The sequence below is a fragment of the Cupriavidus sp. UBA2010 genome (assembly GCF_002335265.1).
In the GTDB taxonomy this organism is placed as follows: Bacteria; Pseudomonadota; Gammaproteobacteria; order Burkholderiales; family Burkholderiaceae; genus Cupriavidus; species Cupriavidus metallidurans.
Window position 1 is genome coordinate 377936 of sequence record NZ_DDCI01000020.1, and the last position, 16794, is coordinate 394729.

A 16794-nucleotide genomic window follows, 5' to 3' on the forward strand; every position below is an offset into this window, starting at 1 on the left:
CGTCGGACAATTACTGACAGCATCCATCGCCCGCGCGACCTATAAGAAGAGTTGAAGATTCATTCGGCAACGCGCTCGCGCTGCCGGCGTCTGGATGCGCGCGCGCATCCTTGTGAATTTCAACCTGGAGGAGGTCTCGCGATGACGAATCGAAGGCGATTTCTATCGAGTATTTCGGGAGTTGTTCTGGCCACCGTGGCCGGGGTTGATGGCAAGGCGGAAGCGCAGACTGCTGCGAAACTGGATGAGAAGGACCCTCAAGCGGTAGCGCTGGGGTACAAGCACGATACAAGCAAGGTCGACAAGGCCAAGTTCGCGAAGCACGACGTCAGCCAGAAGTGCAGCAATTGCCAGCTATACCAGGGCAAGCCAGGCGATGCATGGGGGCCCTGCCCGATCTTCGCCGGCAAGCAGGTCTCCGCAAATGGATGGTGTAACTCGTATGTGAAAAAGGCTTGATCCACGCAGTATTGACTTGGCAGATCCGCACGATAAGACACCTCGAACGCCTGCCCCCTCCGACGTCGCCGGGCACCGCGCCTATGCGTACAACGGTCAGCAGCACCCAGTATGACGCCGCCCGGGTCGCCGACTCAGGCCACCTCCTGATAACGGACAGCGCGCTGACGGGCGAGCGTCATGGTGTCTCTTCGAGCGGAGGCACCGCTGCTGACGACATCATCATTTGCGTGAGTGGCGGCTCGATCAGCGTGGAAACGGGCGTCGCCTTCAACGCCGAGGATACGATCTCGCTGATCGTCCTGAAGAACGGCACGACGATCAGCGCCGGAAGCGGCAACCTGCTGAACGTCAGCATGATCAGGCATTTCGAAAATGCCTGCCAGCCATAGAGTCAACGCGTGAAGCGCGGCTGCCCCCCCCCCCGCAAGTACGCATTCAACTACCCTTCGACCGCTTGCGGCACGAAAGCCCCAGCTCAGACTGCCGGCTGCTGCAAAGCGGCAATCTCCCGGTATGATGCCCGCCAGGCGTCGACTTTCTCCACTCGAACCATGAAAACAAAGGTAAGGGCTACCGTAGTTTGCGCACGCGGCGACCGTGTGCTACTGGTCTCAAAGGATGGCAGCAGATGGGCGCTGCCGGGTGGCCGTCCGACCAAGAACGAAACGTTTGCTGACGCAGCAGGCCGGGAGCTTCTGGAGGAGACCACGTTGCTGGCTCGCGGGCTCGGATTCTTGTTTCAAGTCGTTGGCGCAACCACCGTGCACCACGTCTTCGTCGCGAATATTGGAGAATCGGCCGTGCCGAAACCAAGCAAGGAGATCCAGGGCTGCCAATGGTTTTCGCAAGCCGAGTTGGGAGAGATCGTCGTCAGCCCAACGACCCGGCACATCATTGAAAGCATCTGGGCGATGCGCCAGCGTTAGACCTCGGCCGCAGGCCATTTGCCACTAGCCAACATTCGCTGCACGGTACGCAAAATCAAACTGGCGCGAGCGACGGGAATGCCCACGCCGCACGCATCGGCCTACAGGCTGGCAGCTACGCCAGCGATGCGGCCGGACTCGCCAGCGCGCCAGCACCGTCCGAAGTTCGATGGGCCGATTCTGACAGTCGCCAGCCGCTACCAATCACTTTAGCCGGGCCGGTGTCGCCATAGCAGCCTTGCGCAATAGCCTGCTCTTCTGTACCCATCGCGCCGCACCTATTTCGCCGTCACGAAATAGAAGAAGCCCCGCCGGTTTTCTCCCGGCAGGGCTTCTTGCGCAACTTCGAGGGCTACCTTAGATCGGTTCGATCTTGGTCGCCGCGGGGCCCTTCTGGCCTACGCCGGCCACATAGCGCACTTTCTGGCCTTCCTGAAGCGACTTGAATCCATTGCCTTGCACTTCGGAAAAATGGGCAAACAGGTCGTCTCCGCCTGCATCCGGCGTGATGAAGCCAAAACCCTTTGAATCGTTAAACCACTTTACAGTACCGGTTTCCATGTAGAACTTCCTTAAAAATTCTCGCCGTGCCGAAATAGCGGACGAGGCATGACGATCAAGGAGGAAACATGGAGAGAAAGTGGTGCTGCCGAGGTAAACACCTAACGCCTCGAGGTTACGCTTGAAGATCCTGCATTCGTACTTATACAGGCACGCCGCATCTCGGTCAATGAACATCTCACAGCAATCGATGCGTACCTGCTGTCTGGAGAATCCATGAAGATTGGTCGCCTTCCTATGACAGTATCGTAATACCTGGGTAATCCAGCGGACCAGGTCAGATAGATAGACTGTGAAAACTGTGAGCGAAGAGACTCATAGAATTTGACTCTGGAGAGATTCCCATGAAGACGATTCACACTGCCCTGATTGCCTCTGCCCTTGCGATTGCCTCAGCGAGTTCTGCCATCGCTGCAACGCCTGACGGCCAGGTCCACCGCCCGCGCGATCCATACACCGATGGTGGCCGCGTTACTGTCAACGATATCGATGCCAGCGGCGCGCGCATCGGCGCGCGTGATGTCTTCACGGATGGCGCGCGGAATCTGGAGCGCAGCCAGCGCTAAGAGAGCCAACCCTTCGCGATGGCGCTATCGCCATAGCGACCGCTTTCTTGATCATCGGTATCACAAGCGGTTGCGAATATCGGTCGCACGGTCAGTGGAAGTACCTGCACTCGAATGTTGACCATGCCCCGTGGAGGGTTGCACATCGCATTTGAAACCACCTCACTTGCGGATACGTAGATTCCTTCTTTAGCCTCACGTGACATTGCCTCACCGAACGCCACTGCCACAAGAACGCACCATGAAGCTGTACTACGCCACGGGAACATGCTCGCTCTCCCCTCATATCATCTTGCGCGAACTGGGAGCGAAATTTGAGCTCGAACGGGTCGACTTGACGACTAAGCAAACTGAGCGCGGAGAGGACTTTCTTGCCATCAGTCCCAGGGGGCATGTTGCAGCCCTGAGTCTTGACAACGGTGAAGTGCTGACTGAAGGAGCCGCTATTGCGCTGCACCTCGGTGAGGGCACGAATCTCGTTCCTCCACCACGCACCATGGAACGGAGGCGGCTACATGAGCTGCTGATCTATATCGCAGCAGAACTGCATCCGGCCTTCGGACCGCTACTCCATCCGGCGACCCCGGATGGAGACGCCAAGGCAAGGGCCAAGATGTTCAGCCATCTCGACTATGTCGAGTCGCTGCTTGCGGATAGGCGACCCTACCTGCTTGGCAACAAACTTTCGGTCGCAGACTTCTATCTGTTCGCTGTGGCCCGCTGGGCCGGGCGCCTCGACATTGACCTGAATCGCTGGCCCCGACTGATGCATTTCATGCTACGCATCAATGAACGGCCCTCCGTTCAGGCGGCATTGGCTGCCGAGATGACGGCAGGAATGTAGACAGGCCAGGCTATCGAACGGCTCACGGCCTGATCGGTTCACGAAGACCGGCGCAATTTCCGCTGCGTCGCCTGTATCTCGTGTGCCCACGCTGCCTGGCTGGCAATTTGGCAACGAGGTTGCGCCGACCCGCGTCGCAAGTCACCTGACGAATTCTTCAACCTCATTGAGACGATGCATCCTGCAGACGAGATTCCGGCCCTAACCCCAGAGCAATGCGATGCGTGGCTAGGGCGCATGGGTATTGGCCGCCCGCCAGTACCTACCCTGCAAGCAATGAATAGCCTTATCGCCGCTCACTTGGCGCGATTCCCGTTCGAGAACCTCGATTCGTTGCTGGGCAGGCGCGTGCGCATAGGCCCGCCGTTTGTATTCGAAAAACTCCTGCGCCGTCGGCGTGGTGGCTATTGCTTCGAGCTGAACACACTTTTCTGTGCCGGCCTCAAGTCCCTTGGCTATACCGTAGTGCCGCTGGCTGCACGGGTACGCTGGCACGTGCAGGAAGGGACACCGACAAGCCTGTCCCACATGCTGTTACGCGTGGAGGTGGAGAACCAGAGCTACATCGTCGACGTGGGATTCGGTGGTCCAACGCCAGATCACGCCTTGGTACTATCGCCACGAATCGAGCACGCCAGCGCCGCGGCCTACCAGTTGCGACCAACGCCACAGGATGCTCGCGCAATCCATCTTCCTTCCTACGATCTGACGCTGCACAGCCTCGCATCTCTTCGAGGCAGGACGGACGGTGGGAGTGAAGATACTTCCGGGCAGGTACTGTACCGATTCGATCTGAGCCCACAGTCGCAGATTGACTTCGAGATGCGCAACTGGGATGTCTCGACGAATCCAGACAGCCACTTCACTCAGGCGCTGATGGTAGCGCGCACGGATGACACTGGTGTACGCATTTCACTAGCAAACGCGAAGCTGACCGAGCGCGAGCCCGATGGCAGCGTGCGGAGTACGAACACATTGCCATCCGTCGACTCGGTTATTGATGTCCTGACGGAACGCTTCGGCATTGAACTCGACGGCAATCTGCGCGAATCACTGACCGCGCGGTGGCCGTCCATCATGGTGGTTCGCTAGAGGAAGAGTAATGAGGTCGAAGAGCAGCGTGCAGCCCAGCCCGGCCTCGACTGCCCTGGTGTGAGCGGTGAGGACGAGTTCGGGACGACGGATTTGAGCCGTATCGTGAGCCGAATCGGTTGTCGATACCAGCGGAACCCAGCCAGGCTTGATGCACTGTTGCCGGAGGTTGATAGCGATGGGCGCTGTCCAGCCTGCGCTCGCTATCGGACTGGCGCCAGTGCTCGATGAGCATCTTCGCCTCGACGCGGCCGCGGAACCACTCGCGATTCAGCAACTCGTCCCCCAGCTTGCCATTGAGGCGTTCGACGAAGCCGTCTTGCCACGGACTGCCTGGCGTAACGAAGCCTTGCCTACCGGGCCTTTCCGCCTACGGAAGCGTTTGCTCAGTAGAGGCAGTGGTTCATCACCGCTGCCCACCCGTGCCGAGCTCGATTCCAGTCTTTATGCTGGCGGCCTCAGTCATTCATTAATTCGAAAGATCTTGGTGTTTTCTACGCTACCGCCCCGCTGAGGATTGACTCCAACCGCTTGTCCATACTGCGAGGATTGACTTCGAGAATTTCGACGTCCACGACACGCTCAACAACAAACGGGTCGCTTGATATCCGCTTCTCTAACTCGACGCGCGACACACCGTGCGCAATCAGCGCGCCCCCCAAATCCGGCTGAATATCTCCGCCCACAAGGAAAACACCGTCGTCGAATCCCTGTTTTATGCACGCCATGTGTGCTTCCATAAGCTTGGCGGCAAGCGCTTCGTTCCCGCCAAATTTTAGGATAACAATAAACATAGAATCCCTGCTCCAAATAAGAACTTGTTTGAATGATGCCAATCGTTCCCGCCAGACCTTCTTTTCGCGCCCTGATCCAACCGGTTGTTTGTTCTATTTCATGTTGAACAAACTACTTTCTCGTAAAACGCAGGCGCAAGCGAAGTGATGCTTTGGCTTTCCACCAGAAGACGCGCGAACGCGGGATCCTCAGATCAGGCCGATGGAAGCGCTCCACTCTCCGTCCGGCGCCAGCATCAACTCTGCGTCGGTGACGACATACCGCACATAGCGGTAATCTCGAATGAAACTAATTTTGCCCTCGCGCCACTCCAGCCACATGATGTAGCTAGGCTTCGGATCTGTACGGCTTTCAAAGACGGCAATTACTTCCCGGCCCTCAAGCCATGCGGGAACAAGCCAAACACCATCAATTCTTGAGTAGACACTGAAGAACATCCCGACGTCGTCGGCGCCGACACGAACTGGGTGAGTCGACTGCTTTAGTTTCACGTCGCCCGCCAGGAGTGCTCGCAGGCCGTCCCAATCGCGCTTGTTAAACAAGGCTACGTAGCGCGCTACCGCATCGGACGCTGGCAGGGCAACCGGCTGCTCGCCGGTGGCCATGTTGATCTCGCGCAGACGCATACGACCGCGTGCAAGATGAGCCTTCACCGAGTCCACGGTGAGGTCAAGGAGGGCCGCGATTTCCACAAGCGGCTCGTCGAGAACGTCCTTAAGAACTACGACGCTGCGCTGAAGCACCGGAAGCTCCATGAACCGCGACACCGCCGTTTTGATCGCCTCCTGGCGCATCAACGTCTCCACAGGGTCAGAGGCTTCATCATCCGCGACATCGTTGGCAGCATCGATCGGTTCTGCTGCTCGGATGGCGCGACTTCGCAACAAGTCGAGTGCCCGATTGTGTGCTACCCGGAACAGCCAGGCGCGTACTGTCCGAACGTCCAGCATCTCGTCAACGGCAACCAACGCCCGGGTAAGCGTGTCCTGCACCACGTCTTCACCTTCGATGACCGAGCCCATCAGGCGCGAGCAGTAGCGGTGAAGTTCAGGCCGCAACTCTTCGGCCAAGGCGATGAGTTCGGCCCGTTGCGCGTCGTCCGCAGAGTTTTGGCCTTTGCTCAAACTGCCCCCCCTTCAATGACGACAACACCGGCGTCGCCGTTGATTCCGAAAACGATACCCTCGGCGAATTGCGGGTCCTCCAACACGGAGATCACCCGATCACCGAAAGTCCTGGGCGGCATTGGGGAGCCAAAACGAGTAATGAACTCTTCCGGCGTGATGCCCATGGCTCTCGCATAGGCGCCTGCGGCCGCATCCCCGGTTCCCGTGCCCAGGATCATCGTTCGCGGAACAATCGCCTGGAAGCGGATGCCGAGCTTCTTCTCTTGAGAGACCCCGTTGGCGTACTTCGCCATGAACCAAAGCATGCGTTTGGACCCGCCGTAGCCCCCAGTCATCTGCGAGCCATTATCGGCCGCACCGCTCGATCCGACCAGAACGCGGCTTCCGGGGTTGAGCGGGACGTTAAGCGCCGCCTGAAGCCAATACAAGCCAGCCTTGACATCCGTTTCCCAGGCGACGGAGAAGTCCTTCCAGTTCAACTGATCCAACCGGCCCATACGGGGTGTCGTGCCGGCATTCAGCACTAGAACGTCCGGTCGGACGTCCCCGACAATTCGATGCGCAGCAGCTTCGTCAGTGATGTCCGCCGAAATCGTGGCGACGCCTAGGCGGCTAGCTGCAGCGTCAAGTGCCTCCGTACCGCGCGCAACAACGGTCACATTTGCGCCCTGGTCAACCAGCGCCTCCACCAGTCCCAGGCCGAGACCGCGGCTTCCCCCTGTAACGACGACATTCTTCCCTTTCAGGCTCATGACTCGACTCCATTGTTTAGGTGAAGCTAAGACGATCCAAGGGTGGAAAAAGAGTCAAACTGGCTTGAGCCTACGGCGATTCCGTAGACGAACCGCCCCGCCATGCCCACCGTACGAGCATTGAGAAGCACTTTCGATGAATCACGGACTTCGCTCCTATTGCAGTGCCAACCTCAAGCGCGAATTTGGCTACCTGGCAGATGCGGGAGACAACTATTTCTGGCATGTCACGCTGTTGGGCGATGAGAGCAGGCAAGTTCCCTACCTGCGCTGATGCCAGCCAGAGCGCAAACTTAGAAAGCCCGGCAGCGCCAACGTCCAAGTCCTTTTGCCGATTCGCCCGTCGGCGATTCAGGCGTTCACGTAAGCGCAGAACGCCCGCACCAGTTCTTCATCGAACTCCCGACTCGCCAGCCGCAGCGGCCCGGGATTGTTGAGCATCGCATTAATAATGCTCCCGATGGCGAACTGGAAAGCAATCCGAATGCGCCGGTCCGCCACCACCGGGTCAGCCCGTTTGTGCAGACGTAGTAGCACAGGCACGGCTTCCTCGATGAATGCATATCGCCCTTCCTGAATGCGAGACCAGGTTGTGCCATGAGCTTCGAAGATCGACGCCCGCAGCACACCCTGATGGCGCAGCACCAAGCGCCGCAACTCAGCCAGCAGTGCGTGAATCGCGGCCTCCAGCGTCCACTCGCCTTCCTTCAGCGCCGCCAACCGCGCCCGCATCGCGTCGCCCGAGTCCTTCCGCGTCACGGCCTGCAATGCGCCGAAGAAAGCTCCCTTGCTGTCAAACCTGCCGTAGAACGCCCCGGTCGTCACACACGCTGCCGTGCATATTTCCTGGATTGTCACGCTGTCCAGCGCTCGCTCGGAAAGCAATTCGCGTCCGGCGCGCAACAGGGCGTCCGTCGTCCGTTCCGCGCGGGTGTAGCGAGGAGGGACGAATCCAGCCTGTCCATCCAGTGCGGTCAACGCCTTGTGTTTTGTCATGGCTCTTCAGCACGTATGGCTCGTCGGGTTTTCCTGTATTCCCCCTTCATCTGGCTTGTAGCGCAGGCCGGAGAGTCAATGATTATAAGTTGGGGAGCAGTCATCCGTATCTTCGGCGTGACTCGCCCCGCCCCGCCTGCGATTGGCAGCGCCTTCACCATAAGCACCTCAGCCCCCCCCCAATTTATGTCCCTTAGTGGTTTTCCCGAGCCACCCCGCAGGCCTCTTGAACTCATCTCGGCACCTCGTCAAAAATATAATCCCGACTATAAATTCATCTTGCGGATGCCGGCGAGAGGGTCGTCAAGGGCGACCAGGCCACGCCTTGTCCGCCTTGAGCAGAACCGATACTGAGAAGCGAATATGAACGAGGTTTTCGACTACATCGTGGTTGGCGCCGGATCGGCCGGATGCGCCGTGGCGGCACGGCTTGCCGACGCAGGAACGGAAAGCGTCGCACTGCTGGAAACCGGAGGCCATGACTTCAGCCCGGCTATCACAATCCCCATCGGCCTCGCCGCGACGGTGCCAAAGCCCGGTCGCTACAACTACGGTTTCGTCACTGAACCTCAGCCGGCATTGAACAGCCGTCGCGGCTACCAGCCTCGTGGACGCGGCCTCGGCGGCAGTTCGTCGATCAACGGCATGATCTATATCCGTGGTGTGCCGTCCGACTACGACGGCTGGGCCGCGTCAGGCTGCGACGGCTGGGCGTGGGAAGACGTGCTGCCCTATTTCAAGCGATCCGAATGCAATGAGCGCCTCGCGGGCCACGATGAAGACGCGTGGCACGGCGGCCGCGGGCCGGTGTATGTGGTCGACACGCGATCGCTCAACCCGTTCGACCGCCGCTTTGTCGAATGCGGGCAGAGCGCCGGCATTCCTTACAACCACGACTTCAACGGCGCGCAGCAGGAAGGAGTCGGCTACTACCAGCGCACGCAGCGAGACGGTGAGCGCTGGAACACGGCGCGCGCGTACCTGCACCGTGGAAACCAGGACGCCCTGAACGGCAAACGCGAGAACCTTAGCGTGCTGCCGGACACGCAGGTTCTGCGTGTTGTGTTCGAAGGCAAGCGCGTAGTCGGCGTACGCGTAGTGCGCAACGGTGTAGAGAGCATGCTGATGGCCCGCTGCGAGGTCATTCTCAGTGCCGGCACGTTCGGCTCGCCGCAACTGCTGATGGCGTCTGGCATCGGCCCAGCCGCACACCTGCGCGAGCACGGCATCGGCGTGGTGGTCGATGCGCCCGGCGTGGGCCAGAATCTCCAGGAACACCCCGACATGAAGCTGATGCACCGCCTGTCCAGCACCGACCTTTACGCGGCGACGGTGCGCGGGGGGCTGCGCCTGCTCAGCGAATGGCGCCGCTACAAGAAGGAACGGTTCGGCATGTTCGCCTCGAACATCGCCGAGACAGGCGGCTTCGTGAAGAGCCGCCCCGACCTCGAAAATCCAGACCTGCAACTGCACTTCTCTACGACGCTCGGCGATTCAAAAAAACGCAATGTGCATGGCTACTGCCTGCATGCCTGCGTGTTGCGACCGTACAGCCGCGGACAGGTACGGCTCGCGTCCGCCGACACACGCGTTTCGCCAAGCATCGACCAGAACCTGCTCTCCGACGCGCGCGACATGGAAACGCTGGTGGCTGGCGTCCGCATCGCGCGGCGCATACTGGCGCAGCCATCGCTCGCGACGCTGGGCGGTGCCGCGCACAACTACGGCCACCTGCGCCTCGATGGCAGCGACGACGCCGCCGTGCGCGAATGGATTCGCGAACAGGCCGACATCATCTTCCATCCGGTTGGCACCTGCCGTATGGGCAGCGATGCGGAGTCGGTAGTCGATAGCGAACTGCGCGTGCGCGGCGTCGAGGGCCTGCGCGTGGCGGACGCCTCGATCATGCCGACCGTGATTGGCGGCAACACCAATGGGCCGGCCATCATGATTGGCGAGAAGGCGGCCGATCTCGTCCGCGGCATTCGGCGCGCGGACGCTGCCTCGTTCCGACAGGCGGTAGCCGAAACCGGATCGCAGCCGCCAGCGCAGCGCGTACCTGCAGGCGCTGCGCTGCAGAGCGCCGCGTCGCAAAGATCTGCGACCCGCAACCGCTGGATGACGCTGGCTACCGCTGCCGCGCTTGCGGTAGCCTCCGGCGCGCAAACGGTGCATGCCGCCGAACAGCCCAAGCCGGCCAGCGCAATGACCACGGCGGCGAACGCCGCCCTGCTGCAGCAGCTTCCGTTCAACGACCGCAAAGACTACGAAGAGGCCAGTCGCGGTCTGGTCTCGCCCTTCACAGGCGAGATTCTCAACGCCGATGGCAAATCCATCCGAAGCGCGTCGGCCTACGCATTCGAGAGTGCGGCCAAGAATCCGGATTCGGTCAATCCGAGCCTATGGCGCATGGCGCAACTCAACAGCAATGCGGGCCTGTTCAAGGTGGCCGATCACATATTCCAGGTGCGCGGCATGGACCTGGCGAACATGACCATCATCGAAGGCGATCGCGGCATCATCGTCGTCGACCCGCTGATGTACACCGAGACGGCCAAAGCCGCGCTCACGCTCTACTACGCGAACCGTCCGCGCAAGCCGGTGGTGGCAGTGATCTACACGCACAGCCACGTCGACCATTTCGGCGGCGTGCGCGGCGTGATCGACGAAGCCGACGTGAAGAGCGGCAAGGTGGCGATCTACGCGCCAGCGGGGTTCATGCAGGAAGCGGTCAGCGAGAACGTCTTTGCCGGCACGGCAATGTTCCGGCGCGCGATGTATCAGGCTGCCGCCGCCGTGCCGCGCAACGAATACGGGCAAGTCGATACGGGCATCGGCAAGAGCAACATGGCAGGCGGGACCATCAGCCTGATCGCGCCGACCGTCACGATCTCCAAACCGTACGAAACGCGCCGCATCGCGGGCGTCGACTTCGAATTCCAGTTCACGCCCGGAACCGAAGCACCGGCCGAGATGAACTTCTATCTGCCGCAGATGCGTGCGCTGTGCATGGCCGAGAACGCGACGCGTACGATGCATAACATCCTCACGCCGCGCGGTGCGCTCGTGCGCGACCCAAAGGCATGGGGCAAGTTCCTTGACGAAAGCCTTGTGCGATACGGCGACAGGACAGACGTACTCCTCGCCCAGCACAACTGGCCGACCTGGGGGGGCGAGCGCATTCGCACGCTGCTGGCGGATCAACGCGACATGTACACCTACCTCAACGACCGCACGCTGCACCTGCTGAACCAGGGTCTGACCCCCATGCAAATCGCCGAAGCAATGCAGAAGCTGCCGGGCGATCTCGAGAAGAAGTGGTATGCGCGCGGCTACTACGGTTCGCTGAGCTTCAATTCCCGCGCGGTGTACCAGCGCTACCTTGGCTTCTACGATGCCAATCCGGCCAACCTGAACCCGCTCGAACCCGAGGCAGCCGGCCGGCGCTACGTCGAGGCGATGGGCGGCTCGGACAAGGTGCTAGGAATGATGCGCGACGCCATCGCCAAAGGTGACTATCGCTGGGCGGCCGAGATCGGTAATCGGCTCGTCTTTGCCGATCCGCAGAATCAGGAGGCGCGCAACGCGCAGGCCGACGCTCTTGAGCAGCTTGGCTACCAGACCGAGAATTCGCTATGGCGAAACATGTACCTGACCGGCGCGCTCGAGCTGCGCAACGGACCGCGCTCCAATTCCACGCGGCAGGCAGAAGATCTGGTCCGGGCGCTGGCGCCGTCGATGTTCTTTGATTACATGGGCGTGCGGCTCGACTCCGACAAGGCGGTCGGCCATGACATGGTGCTGAACTGGGTCTTCTCCGATCTGGGCCAGCCTTTCGCGCTCACGCTGCGCAATGGCGTGCTGACCTACCGCGAAGGCATGCGACATGAGAAGCCCGATGCGACCGTGACGATGACCAAGAGCACGCTCGACCGCATCAGCCTGCGCCAGATCACACTGCCAGAGGCCATGCGCAACGGCGAGATCAGGATCGAAGGAGACGGGCACAAGCTGGCCGAACTGATGGGCTTAATGACCACGTTCGATCCCTCATTCAATATCGTAATGCCGCTCGCCAAGCACTGACCAACGCCATGAGAAAAATCGACACGTTCTACATTGATGGCCAGTGGGTTGCGCCGGCTGCCGGCGCGACCACAATGGATGTCGTCAATCCAGCCACCGAGGAAGTCATCGGCAAGCTGTCACTGGGCACCGCCGCCGACGCCGACCGCGCCGTGGCCGCCGCGCGCGCGGCGTTCGCGTCGTGGTCGCAGTCGAGCCGCGAGGAGCGCATGGCGCTGCTGGGCCGCATCATGGCGCTCTACAAGGAGCGCCTGGGCGACCTCAGCGAGGCCGTGCGAACCGAAATGGGCGCGCCGATCAGCGTGTGCAATGCCGTGCAAGCGCCGGTCGGGCTGGCGGCCATGAGTGCGACGCTCGAGGCGCTGCGCACATTCGAGTTCGAATCCACACACGGGGCGAGCTTCGTGCGCCGCGAGGCGATCGGGGTCGCCGCGCTGGTCACCGCGTGGAACTGGCCGCTCATGCTGATCGCTACCAAGGTCAGTGCGGCCATCGCCGCCGGCTGCACAATCGTGCTAAAGCCATCCGAAATCGCGCCGCTCGATGCATACCTGTTCGCGCAGATCATGCACGATGCCGGCACGCCGGCCGGCGTGTTCAACTTGATCTACGGAGAAGGCAAGTCGGTAGGCGCGCGTCTGTCGTCGCATCCGGACGTCGACGTGATCTCGATCACCGGCTCTACCCGGGCCGGCGTGGAAGTGGCGATCAGCGCCGCGCCGACCGTCAAGCGCGTGCATCAGGAACTGGGCGGAAAATCGCCACTACTGATCCTGGATGACGCCGACATCGCCACCGCCGTGCAAGGCGGCGTAACCTCGATCATGATGAACTCAGGCCAGACCTGCATCGCGCCGACCCGTATGCTCGTGCCGCGCACCCACTATGAGGAGGCCGTTGGCGTGGCCGCTGCCACCGCCAGTGCGCTGACCGTGGGCGATCCGGCCAATCCGGCAACGAAGCTCGGCCCGATCTCGAACCGAGCGCAATATGAGAAGGTCCAGCACATGATCGGCGTCGGCATCGAGGAAGGCGCGCGCGTGATCGCCGGCGGCCCAGGCCGCCCGGAAGGGCTCGACAAGGGCTTCTATACGCGACCGACAGTCTTCGCTGATGTCAACAACGCCATGACCGTCGCCCGCGAGGAGATCTTCGGGCCGGTACTCGTAATGATTCCGTACGACAGCGAAGAAGACGGCATCGCAATCGCCAACGATACGAACTACGGACTCGCCGCCTATATTGCCTCTGGCGACCGTGCCCGGGCGCTCCGTGTGGCGGCGCGTCTCCGTGCAGGCTCCGTCAGGATAAACGGTGCTCCGCTGGATTTCTCGTTACCGTTTGGCGGCTACAAGTCGTCCGGCAATGGCCGCGAGAATGGCGTCCACGGGCTGACGGAGTATCTGGAAGTGAAAGCCGTTTCGCTGTGAGGTGTGCGCGGCACCGAGCAGAACGCTTTCGACGCATACATGTGTTCGGCCCTTCGGTAGCGACGCGTATCGCACGTATCGATCGGAGCAATCGGGCATACGGCGCATAACCCGTTGCTCTCGCATCATGAACGGCCGCTACCCCTACGGGAGCGGCCGTTTGACCTATCGATCTGATCATCTCGGAAGGGTCGGATTGAGCCAGCCGGAGCCTGGAGGTGGGCACCTCGTGCCCTGCCCTGCATTACCCGATGACCCGGGGCGTTGCACACCTGCCGCGACAAAAGCCCTCGGAACATGCGCCCGTCACCGAAATCACCAAGTATCCAGTTGCTGAGGCGCTCAGCCCCACCAACTACGACATATCGTAGACATAATCACCCCCTCGAAATTCATCTTGCCACGTAATTCGATACGCCGTAAGTTTCTACCATTGTTCGTAGATAAAACAACCACGGATCGACTCAATCGTGCCCACCCAGATTCCCGCAGCCAGCCGTGCCATGGCCGTCTTCGAAGTGTTCGCCCGGGAACGACGCGACCTGTCGAATTCCGAGATGGCGAAATTGCTGGCCGTTGCCGACAGTAGCTGTTCCGACCTGCTGCATACGCTGCACAAGCTTGGCTACCTGATACGCACCACGCGCACACGGCGTTTCTATCCGTCTGGCCGCCTGCTGGAAACCGGGCGGCAGATCGCGGAAAACGACCCGCTGACCCGGCTCGCCCAGGAAGCCGTGACGCAACTTGCCGACATGACCAACGAAAGCGCGTTCTTCGGCGTGCTGGAGCCGCTGGCGGTACGTGTAGCCGCCGTGGCCCAGAGCCGGCTGCCCCTGCGCTACATCCTCGACGTGGGCGAGCGCGTCGCCTTGCATGCATCCGCGCTGGGCAAGGCCATGCTCGGCCAGTTGCCTGAAGACGAAGCGCGCGCGCGGCTGGAAGCCGCCAAGCGGCCCGCCGTCACGCCAAGCACGGTGGTAGACCTCGCACAACTGATGACTCAACTGGCGCACGGTCGCGCGCAAGGCTGGTACGAGGCCCATGACGAAGGCACCGACGGCGTGACAGCGCTGGCCGTGCCAGCCTGCCTGGGAGAGCGGCCCGTGGCGATCTCCCTGGCCGGCCCCAGCGAACGTATCGAGAAGCATCGCGAATCCTATCTGGCGGCCCTGCGCGAAGTGCGCGACTCCATGCTGGCCGACCACTAACCCGAAGCAAACCAAAGGAGAGGGAGGACACATGGATCTTGGATTAAAAGACCGCGTGGCAATCGTCACGGGTTCGGCCCGCGGCATCGGCGCCGAAACCGCCCGCATGCTGGCGCAGGAGGGCATGGCTGTTGTCATCACCGATCTGGATCTCGACGCAGCTCGCGAAACCGCCTGCGGCATCGAGCGCGAAGGTGGCAGGGCCATCGCCGTACAGTGCGATGTTCGTCAGGAGGACCAGGTACGCGGCATGGTAGCCGCCGGCAAGGATGCCTTCGGCAGCCTCGACGTACTGGTCAACAACGCAGGGCTGGTGAAGGACCGCACCATCCTCAAGATGGAAGAGTCCGACTGGGACCTAGTGCTGGACGTGACGCTCAAGGGCGCCTTCCACACCACGCGTGCGGCGCTGCCCTTCATGCACGAGAAGGGCTGGGGCCGCATCATCAACATCAGCTCCCGAGCGCTGTTTGGCAACCCGGGTCAGGCCAACTACTCCACCGCCAAGGCCGGCATCATCGGCTTCACGCGCGCGCTTTCGCTCGAACAGGCACGTAAGGGCGTGACAGTCAACGCCATTGCTCCCGGCTATATCGAGACCGAGTACATCAAAAGCCTGCCCAACTACGACACCATCCTGGCCAACGTAATGGCCAAGAACGCTGTGACGTTCCCGGGCCAGACCTGCGACATTGCAGGCGCTGTCGCCTTCATGGCTTCCGAGCACGCCCGCTACATCACGGGCACCACCCTTTTCGTGACCGGAGGCCGATATGGCTGACCTGACTGTCGACGTCGATGGGCTGGACGCCAGCCAGCAACTGCTGCGCGACAACATCCGCCGCTACCTGAAAGAACACGTCGCCCCGCGTATTGACCAGGCGGAAAAGGACAAGCACTTCCCGCACGAGGTACTGACCGGACTGGCCGACTTCGGCTACTTCGGCGGGTACCTTCCCGAAGCAGACGGCGGACTGGGCCTGGACTACCTCACCTGGGCAGTCATGATGGAAGAAGCCGGCTACTGCTGGCTGTCGCTGCGCATCCTGCTCAATGGCCTGAACATTGTCTCGGGCATCATCAACGCCTACGGCACCGAGGCGCAGAAGGAACGCTTCATGCGCCCGCTGCTGCGCAACGAGCGCAAGACCTTCGTGTCGATCTCGGAGCCGGACGTGGGCTCCAACGTGGCCGAAATCAAGACCCGTGCCGACAAGCGTGGCGACCGTTACGTGCTTAACGGCAGCAAGCTGTGGATCACCAATGGCATGTTCGCGGACTTCGGCATCGTGGTGGCCCGCACCTTCAGCGAGACCTGCAATGGCGAACTCTCGCTGTTCCTGGTCGAGCGAGACGTCACCGCGTACAGCGTCACGCCTGTCGATACCATGTTCACCCGCAGCACCGGGACCGCTGCGTTTACGTTCGAGAACGCCGAGGTTCCCACTGCCAACTTGCTGGGCCAGGAAGGCCAGGGCCTGCGGCAGATCCTGATCGGTCTGAACTTTGGCCGGCTGAACGTGGCCATGGGCGCGGTGGGTGCGGCGCAATGCGCGCTCGACCTGTCGGTTGGCTACGCGCAACAGCGCAAGCAGTTCGGTCGCCAGATCGGCTCATTCCAGCTCGTGCAGAAGCACATTGTGGACATGACCATGCGCACGCAGGCGGCACGCTCGCTTGGCTACCGCGCGGCACGCTCGATGCAGAACGGCACATCACGCACGGAGTGTTCGATCGCCAAGCTCTACGCCACGGAGGCCGCATTCGACGTCGCCAACCTGGCACTGCAGGTGCACGGCGGCATGGGCTATGCCACCGGCTACCCAATCGAACGGATCTTCCGCGATACGCGCGGCGGCATGATTCCCGAGGGCACCACCGAGATCCAGACGCTCATCATCGGTCGCGAAATCCTCGGCATCAGCGCACTGACCTGATCCATCCAC

Annotated in this window: 17 protein-coding genes and 1 pseudogene; 12 read left to right on the plus strand and 6 right to left on the minus strand. The window is 61.3% G+C overall.

Annotated elements, in window-relative coordinates; all coding sequences use genetic code 11:
* The first annotated feature begins 141 nt into the window (after positions 1-141).
* The 3 genes from B2246_RS16275 to B2246_RS16285 all read left to right on the plus strand — a co-directional run bounded on the left by B2246_RS16275 (position 142) and on the right by B2246_RS16285 (position 1388).
* The gene (locus B2246_RS16275) at positions 142-459 is read left to right on the plus strand and encodes a high-potential iron-sulfur protein (protein ID WP_035883998.1); all 318 of its coding nucleotides are present in this window, start codon (positions 142-144) and stop codon (positions 457-459) included.
* The gene (locus B2246_RS16280) at positions 456-851 is read left to right on the plus strand and encodes a hypothetical protein (RefSeq protein ID WP_286881872.1); all 396 of its coding nucleotides are present in this window, start codon (positions 456-458) and stop codon (positions 849-851) included. Before B2246_RS16275 ends, B2246_RS16280 begins: the two co-directional genes overlap by 4 nt.
* Positions 852-1013: 162 nt before the next feature.
* Positions 1014-1388 (plus strand): NUDIX hydrolase, encoded by a 375-nt coding sequence (locus B2246_RS16285; protein ID WP_286881871.1) that lies wholly within the window; start codon positions 1014-1016, stop codon positions 1386-1388.
* 357 nt (positions 1389-1745) lie between these two features.
* Here B2246_RS16285 and B2246_RS16290 read toward each other — a convergent pair whose 3' ends face one another.
* Complete coding sequence (locus B2246_RS16290) at positions 1746-1949, minus strand: cold-shock protein (protein ID WP_008646235.1); 204 nt, start codon at positions 1947-1949, stop codon at positions 1746-1748.
* A 344-nt stretch (positions 1950-2293) separates the two neighbouring features.
* On the opposite strand from B2246_RS16290, the gene B2246_RS16295 reads away from it, so the two are divergent.
* The 3 genes from B2246_RS16295 to B2246_RS16305 all read left to right on the plus strand — a co-directional run bounded on the left by B2246_RS16295 (position 2294) and on the right by B2246_RS16305 (position 4451).
* Complete coding sequence (locus B2246_RS16295; protein WP_186426208.1) at positions 2294-2515, plus strand: hypothetical protein; 222 nt, start codon at positions 2294-2296, stop codon at positions 2513-2515.
* A 241-nt stretch (positions 2516-2756) separates the two neighbouring features.
* Positions 2757-3359, plus strand: coding sequence for a glutathione transferase GstA (gene gstA, locus B2246_RS16300; RefSeq protein ID WP_286881870.1), 603 nt, complete (start codon positions 2757-2759; stop codon positions 3357-3359).
* A gap of 237 nt (positions 3360-3596) precedes the next feature.
* Complete coding sequence (locus tag B2246_RS16305) at positions 3597-4451, plus strand: arylamine N-acetyltransferase family protein (protein WP_234819074.1); 855 nt, start codon at positions 3597-3599, stop codon at positions 4449-4451.
* A 115-nt stretch (positions 4452-4566) separates the two neighbouring features.
* On the opposite strand, the pseudogene B2246_RS16310 reads toward B2246_RS16305, so the two are convergent.
* The 4 genes and pseudogenes from B2246_RS16310 to B2246_RS16325 form a co-directional block, all read right to left on the minus strand.
* A pseudogene (locus B2246_RS16310) lies at positions 4567-4797 on the minus strand (integrase core domain-containing protein); the annotation flags it as partial.
* A 148-nt stretch (positions 4798-4945) separates the two neighbouring features.
* Positions 4946-5245 (minus strand): YciI family protein, encoded by a 300-nt coding sequence (locus B2246_RS16315; RefSeq protein ID WP_186426211.1) that lies wholly within the window; start codon positions 5243-5245, stop codon positions 4946-4948.
* A gap of 189 nt (positions 5246-5434) precedes the next feature.
* Positions 5435-6370 (minus strand): sigma-70 family RNA polymerase sigma factor, encoded by a 936-nt coding sequence (locus B2246_RS16320; protein ID WP_186426212.1) that lies wholly within the window; start codon positions 6368-6370, stop codon positions 5435-5437.
* Complete coding sequence (locus B2246_RS16325; protein WP_186426213.1) at positions 6367-7125, minus strand: SDR family NAD(P)-dependent oxidoreductase; 759 nt, start codon at positions 7123-7125, stop codon at positions 6367-6369. The genes B2246_RS16320 and B2246_RS16325 overlap by 4 nt, the downstream gene beginning before the upstream one ends.
* Positions 7126-7261: 136 nt before the next feature.
* Here B2246_RS16325 and B2246_RS16330 point away from each other — a divergent pair, with 136 nt between their 5' ends.
* A complete protein-coding gene (locus B2246_RS16330; RefSeq protein WP_187192334.1) occupies positions 7262-7399 on the plus strand; it encodes a hypothetical protein in 138 nt (45 codons plus the stop codon).
* Between the two features lie 77 nt (positions 7400-7476).
* Here the strand turns inward: B2246_RS16330 and B2246_RS16335 are convergent, their stop codons facing one another.
* A complete protein-coding gene (locus tag B2246_RS16335) occupies positions 7477-8103 on the minus strand; it encodes a TetR/AcrR family transcriptional regulator (RefSeq protein WP_187192335.1) in 627 nt (208 codons plus the stop codon).
* A gap of 381 nt (positions 8104-8484) precedes the next feature.
* Here B2246_RS16335 and B2246_RS16340 point away from each other — a divergent pair, with 381 nt between their 5' ends.
* The 5 genes from B2246_RS16340 (at position 8485) to B2246_RS16360 (ending at position 16785) form a co-directional block, all read left to right on the plus strand.
* Positions 8485-12207, plus strand: a complete 3723-nt coding sequence (locus B2246_RS16340) for an alkyl sulfatase dimerization domain-containing protein (RefSeq protein ID WP_186426215.1) — start codon at positions 8485-8487, stop codon at positions 12205-12207.
* Positions 12208-12215: 8 nt separating this feature from the next.
* Positions 12216-13637, plus strand: a complete 1422-nt coding sequence (locus B2246_RS16345) for an aldehyde dehydrogenase family protein (RefSeq protein ID WP_286881869.1) — start codon at positions 12216-12218, stop codon at positions 13635-13637.
* A gap of 470 nt (positions 13638-14107) precedes the next feature.
* The gene (locus B2246_RS16350) at positions 14108-14848 is read left to right on the plus strand and encodes an IclR family transcriptional regulator (protein WP_286881868.1); all 741 of its coding nucleotides are present in this window, start codon (positions 14108-14110) and stop codon (positions 14846-14848) included.
* Between the two features lie 31 nt (positions 14849-14879).
* Positions 14880-15629: an SDR family NAD(P)-dependent oxidoreductase gene (locus B2246_RS16355; RefSeq protein WP_186426218.1), complete on the plus strand. Its 750-nt coding sequence runs from the start codon at positions 14880-14882 to the stop codon at positions 15627-15629.
* Entirely contained in the window at positions 15622-16785 is a 1164-nt protein-coding gene (locus tag B2246_RS16360) for an acyl-CoA dehydrogenase family protein (RefSeq protein ID WP_186426219.1), read from the plus strand. The genes B2246_RS16355 and B2246_RS16360 overlap by 8 nt, the downstream gene beginning before the upstream one ends.
* Positions 16786-16794 lie beyond the last annotated feature (9 nt).

Coding starts and splice junctions, on each gene's coding strand:
- B2246_RS16340 (WP_186426215.1), top strand. CDS start 8,485: ATGAACGAGGTTTTCGACTACATCGTGGTTGGCGCCGGATCGGCCGGA.
- B2246_RS16285 (WP_286881871.1), top strand. CDS start 1,014: ATGAAAACAAAGGTAAGGGCTACCGTAGTTTGCGCACGCGGCGACCGT.
- B2246_RS16345 (WP_286881869.1), top strand. CDS start 12,216: ATGAGAAAAATCGACACGTTCTACATTGATGGCCAGTGGGTTGCGCCG.
- B2246_RS16330 (WP_187192334.1), top strand. CDS start 7,262: ATGAATCACGGACTTCGCTCCTATTGCAGTGCCAACCTCAAGCGCGAA.
- B2246_RS16315 (WP_186426211.1), bottom strand. CDS start 5,245: ATGTTTATTGTTATCCTAAAATTTGGCGGGAACGAAGCGCTTGCCGCC.
- B2246_RS16295 (WP_186426208.1), top strand. CDS start 2,294: ATGAAGACGATTCACACTGCCCTGATTGCCTCTGCCCTTGCGATTGCC.
- B2246_RS16325 (WP_186426213.1), bottom strand. CDS start 7,125: ATGAGCCTGAAAGGGAAGAATGTCGTCGTTACAGGGGGAAGCCGCGGT.
- B2246_RS16360 (WP_186426219.1), top strand. CDS start 15,622: ATGGCTGACCTGACTGTCGACGTCGATGGGCTGGACGCCAGCCAGCAA.
- B2246_RS16355 (WP_186426218.1), top strand. CDS start 14,880: ATGGATCTTGGATTAAAAGACCGCGTGGCAATCGTCACGGGTTCGGCC.
- B2246_RS16290 (WP_008646235.1), bottom strand. CDS start 1,949: ATGGAAACCGGTACTGTAAAGTGGTTTAACGATTCAAAGGGTTTTGGC.
- gstA (WP_286881870.1), top strand. CDS start 2,757: ATGAAGCTGTACTACGCCACGGGAACATGCTCGCTCTCCCCTCATATC.
- B2246_RS16305 (WP_234819074.1), top strand. CDS start 3,597: ATGGGTATTGGCCGCCCGCCAGTACCTACCCTGCAAGCAATGAATAGC.
- B2246_RS16275 (WP_035883998.1), top strand. CDS start 142: ATGACGAATCGAAGGCGATTTCTATCGAGTATTTCGGGAGTTGTTCTG.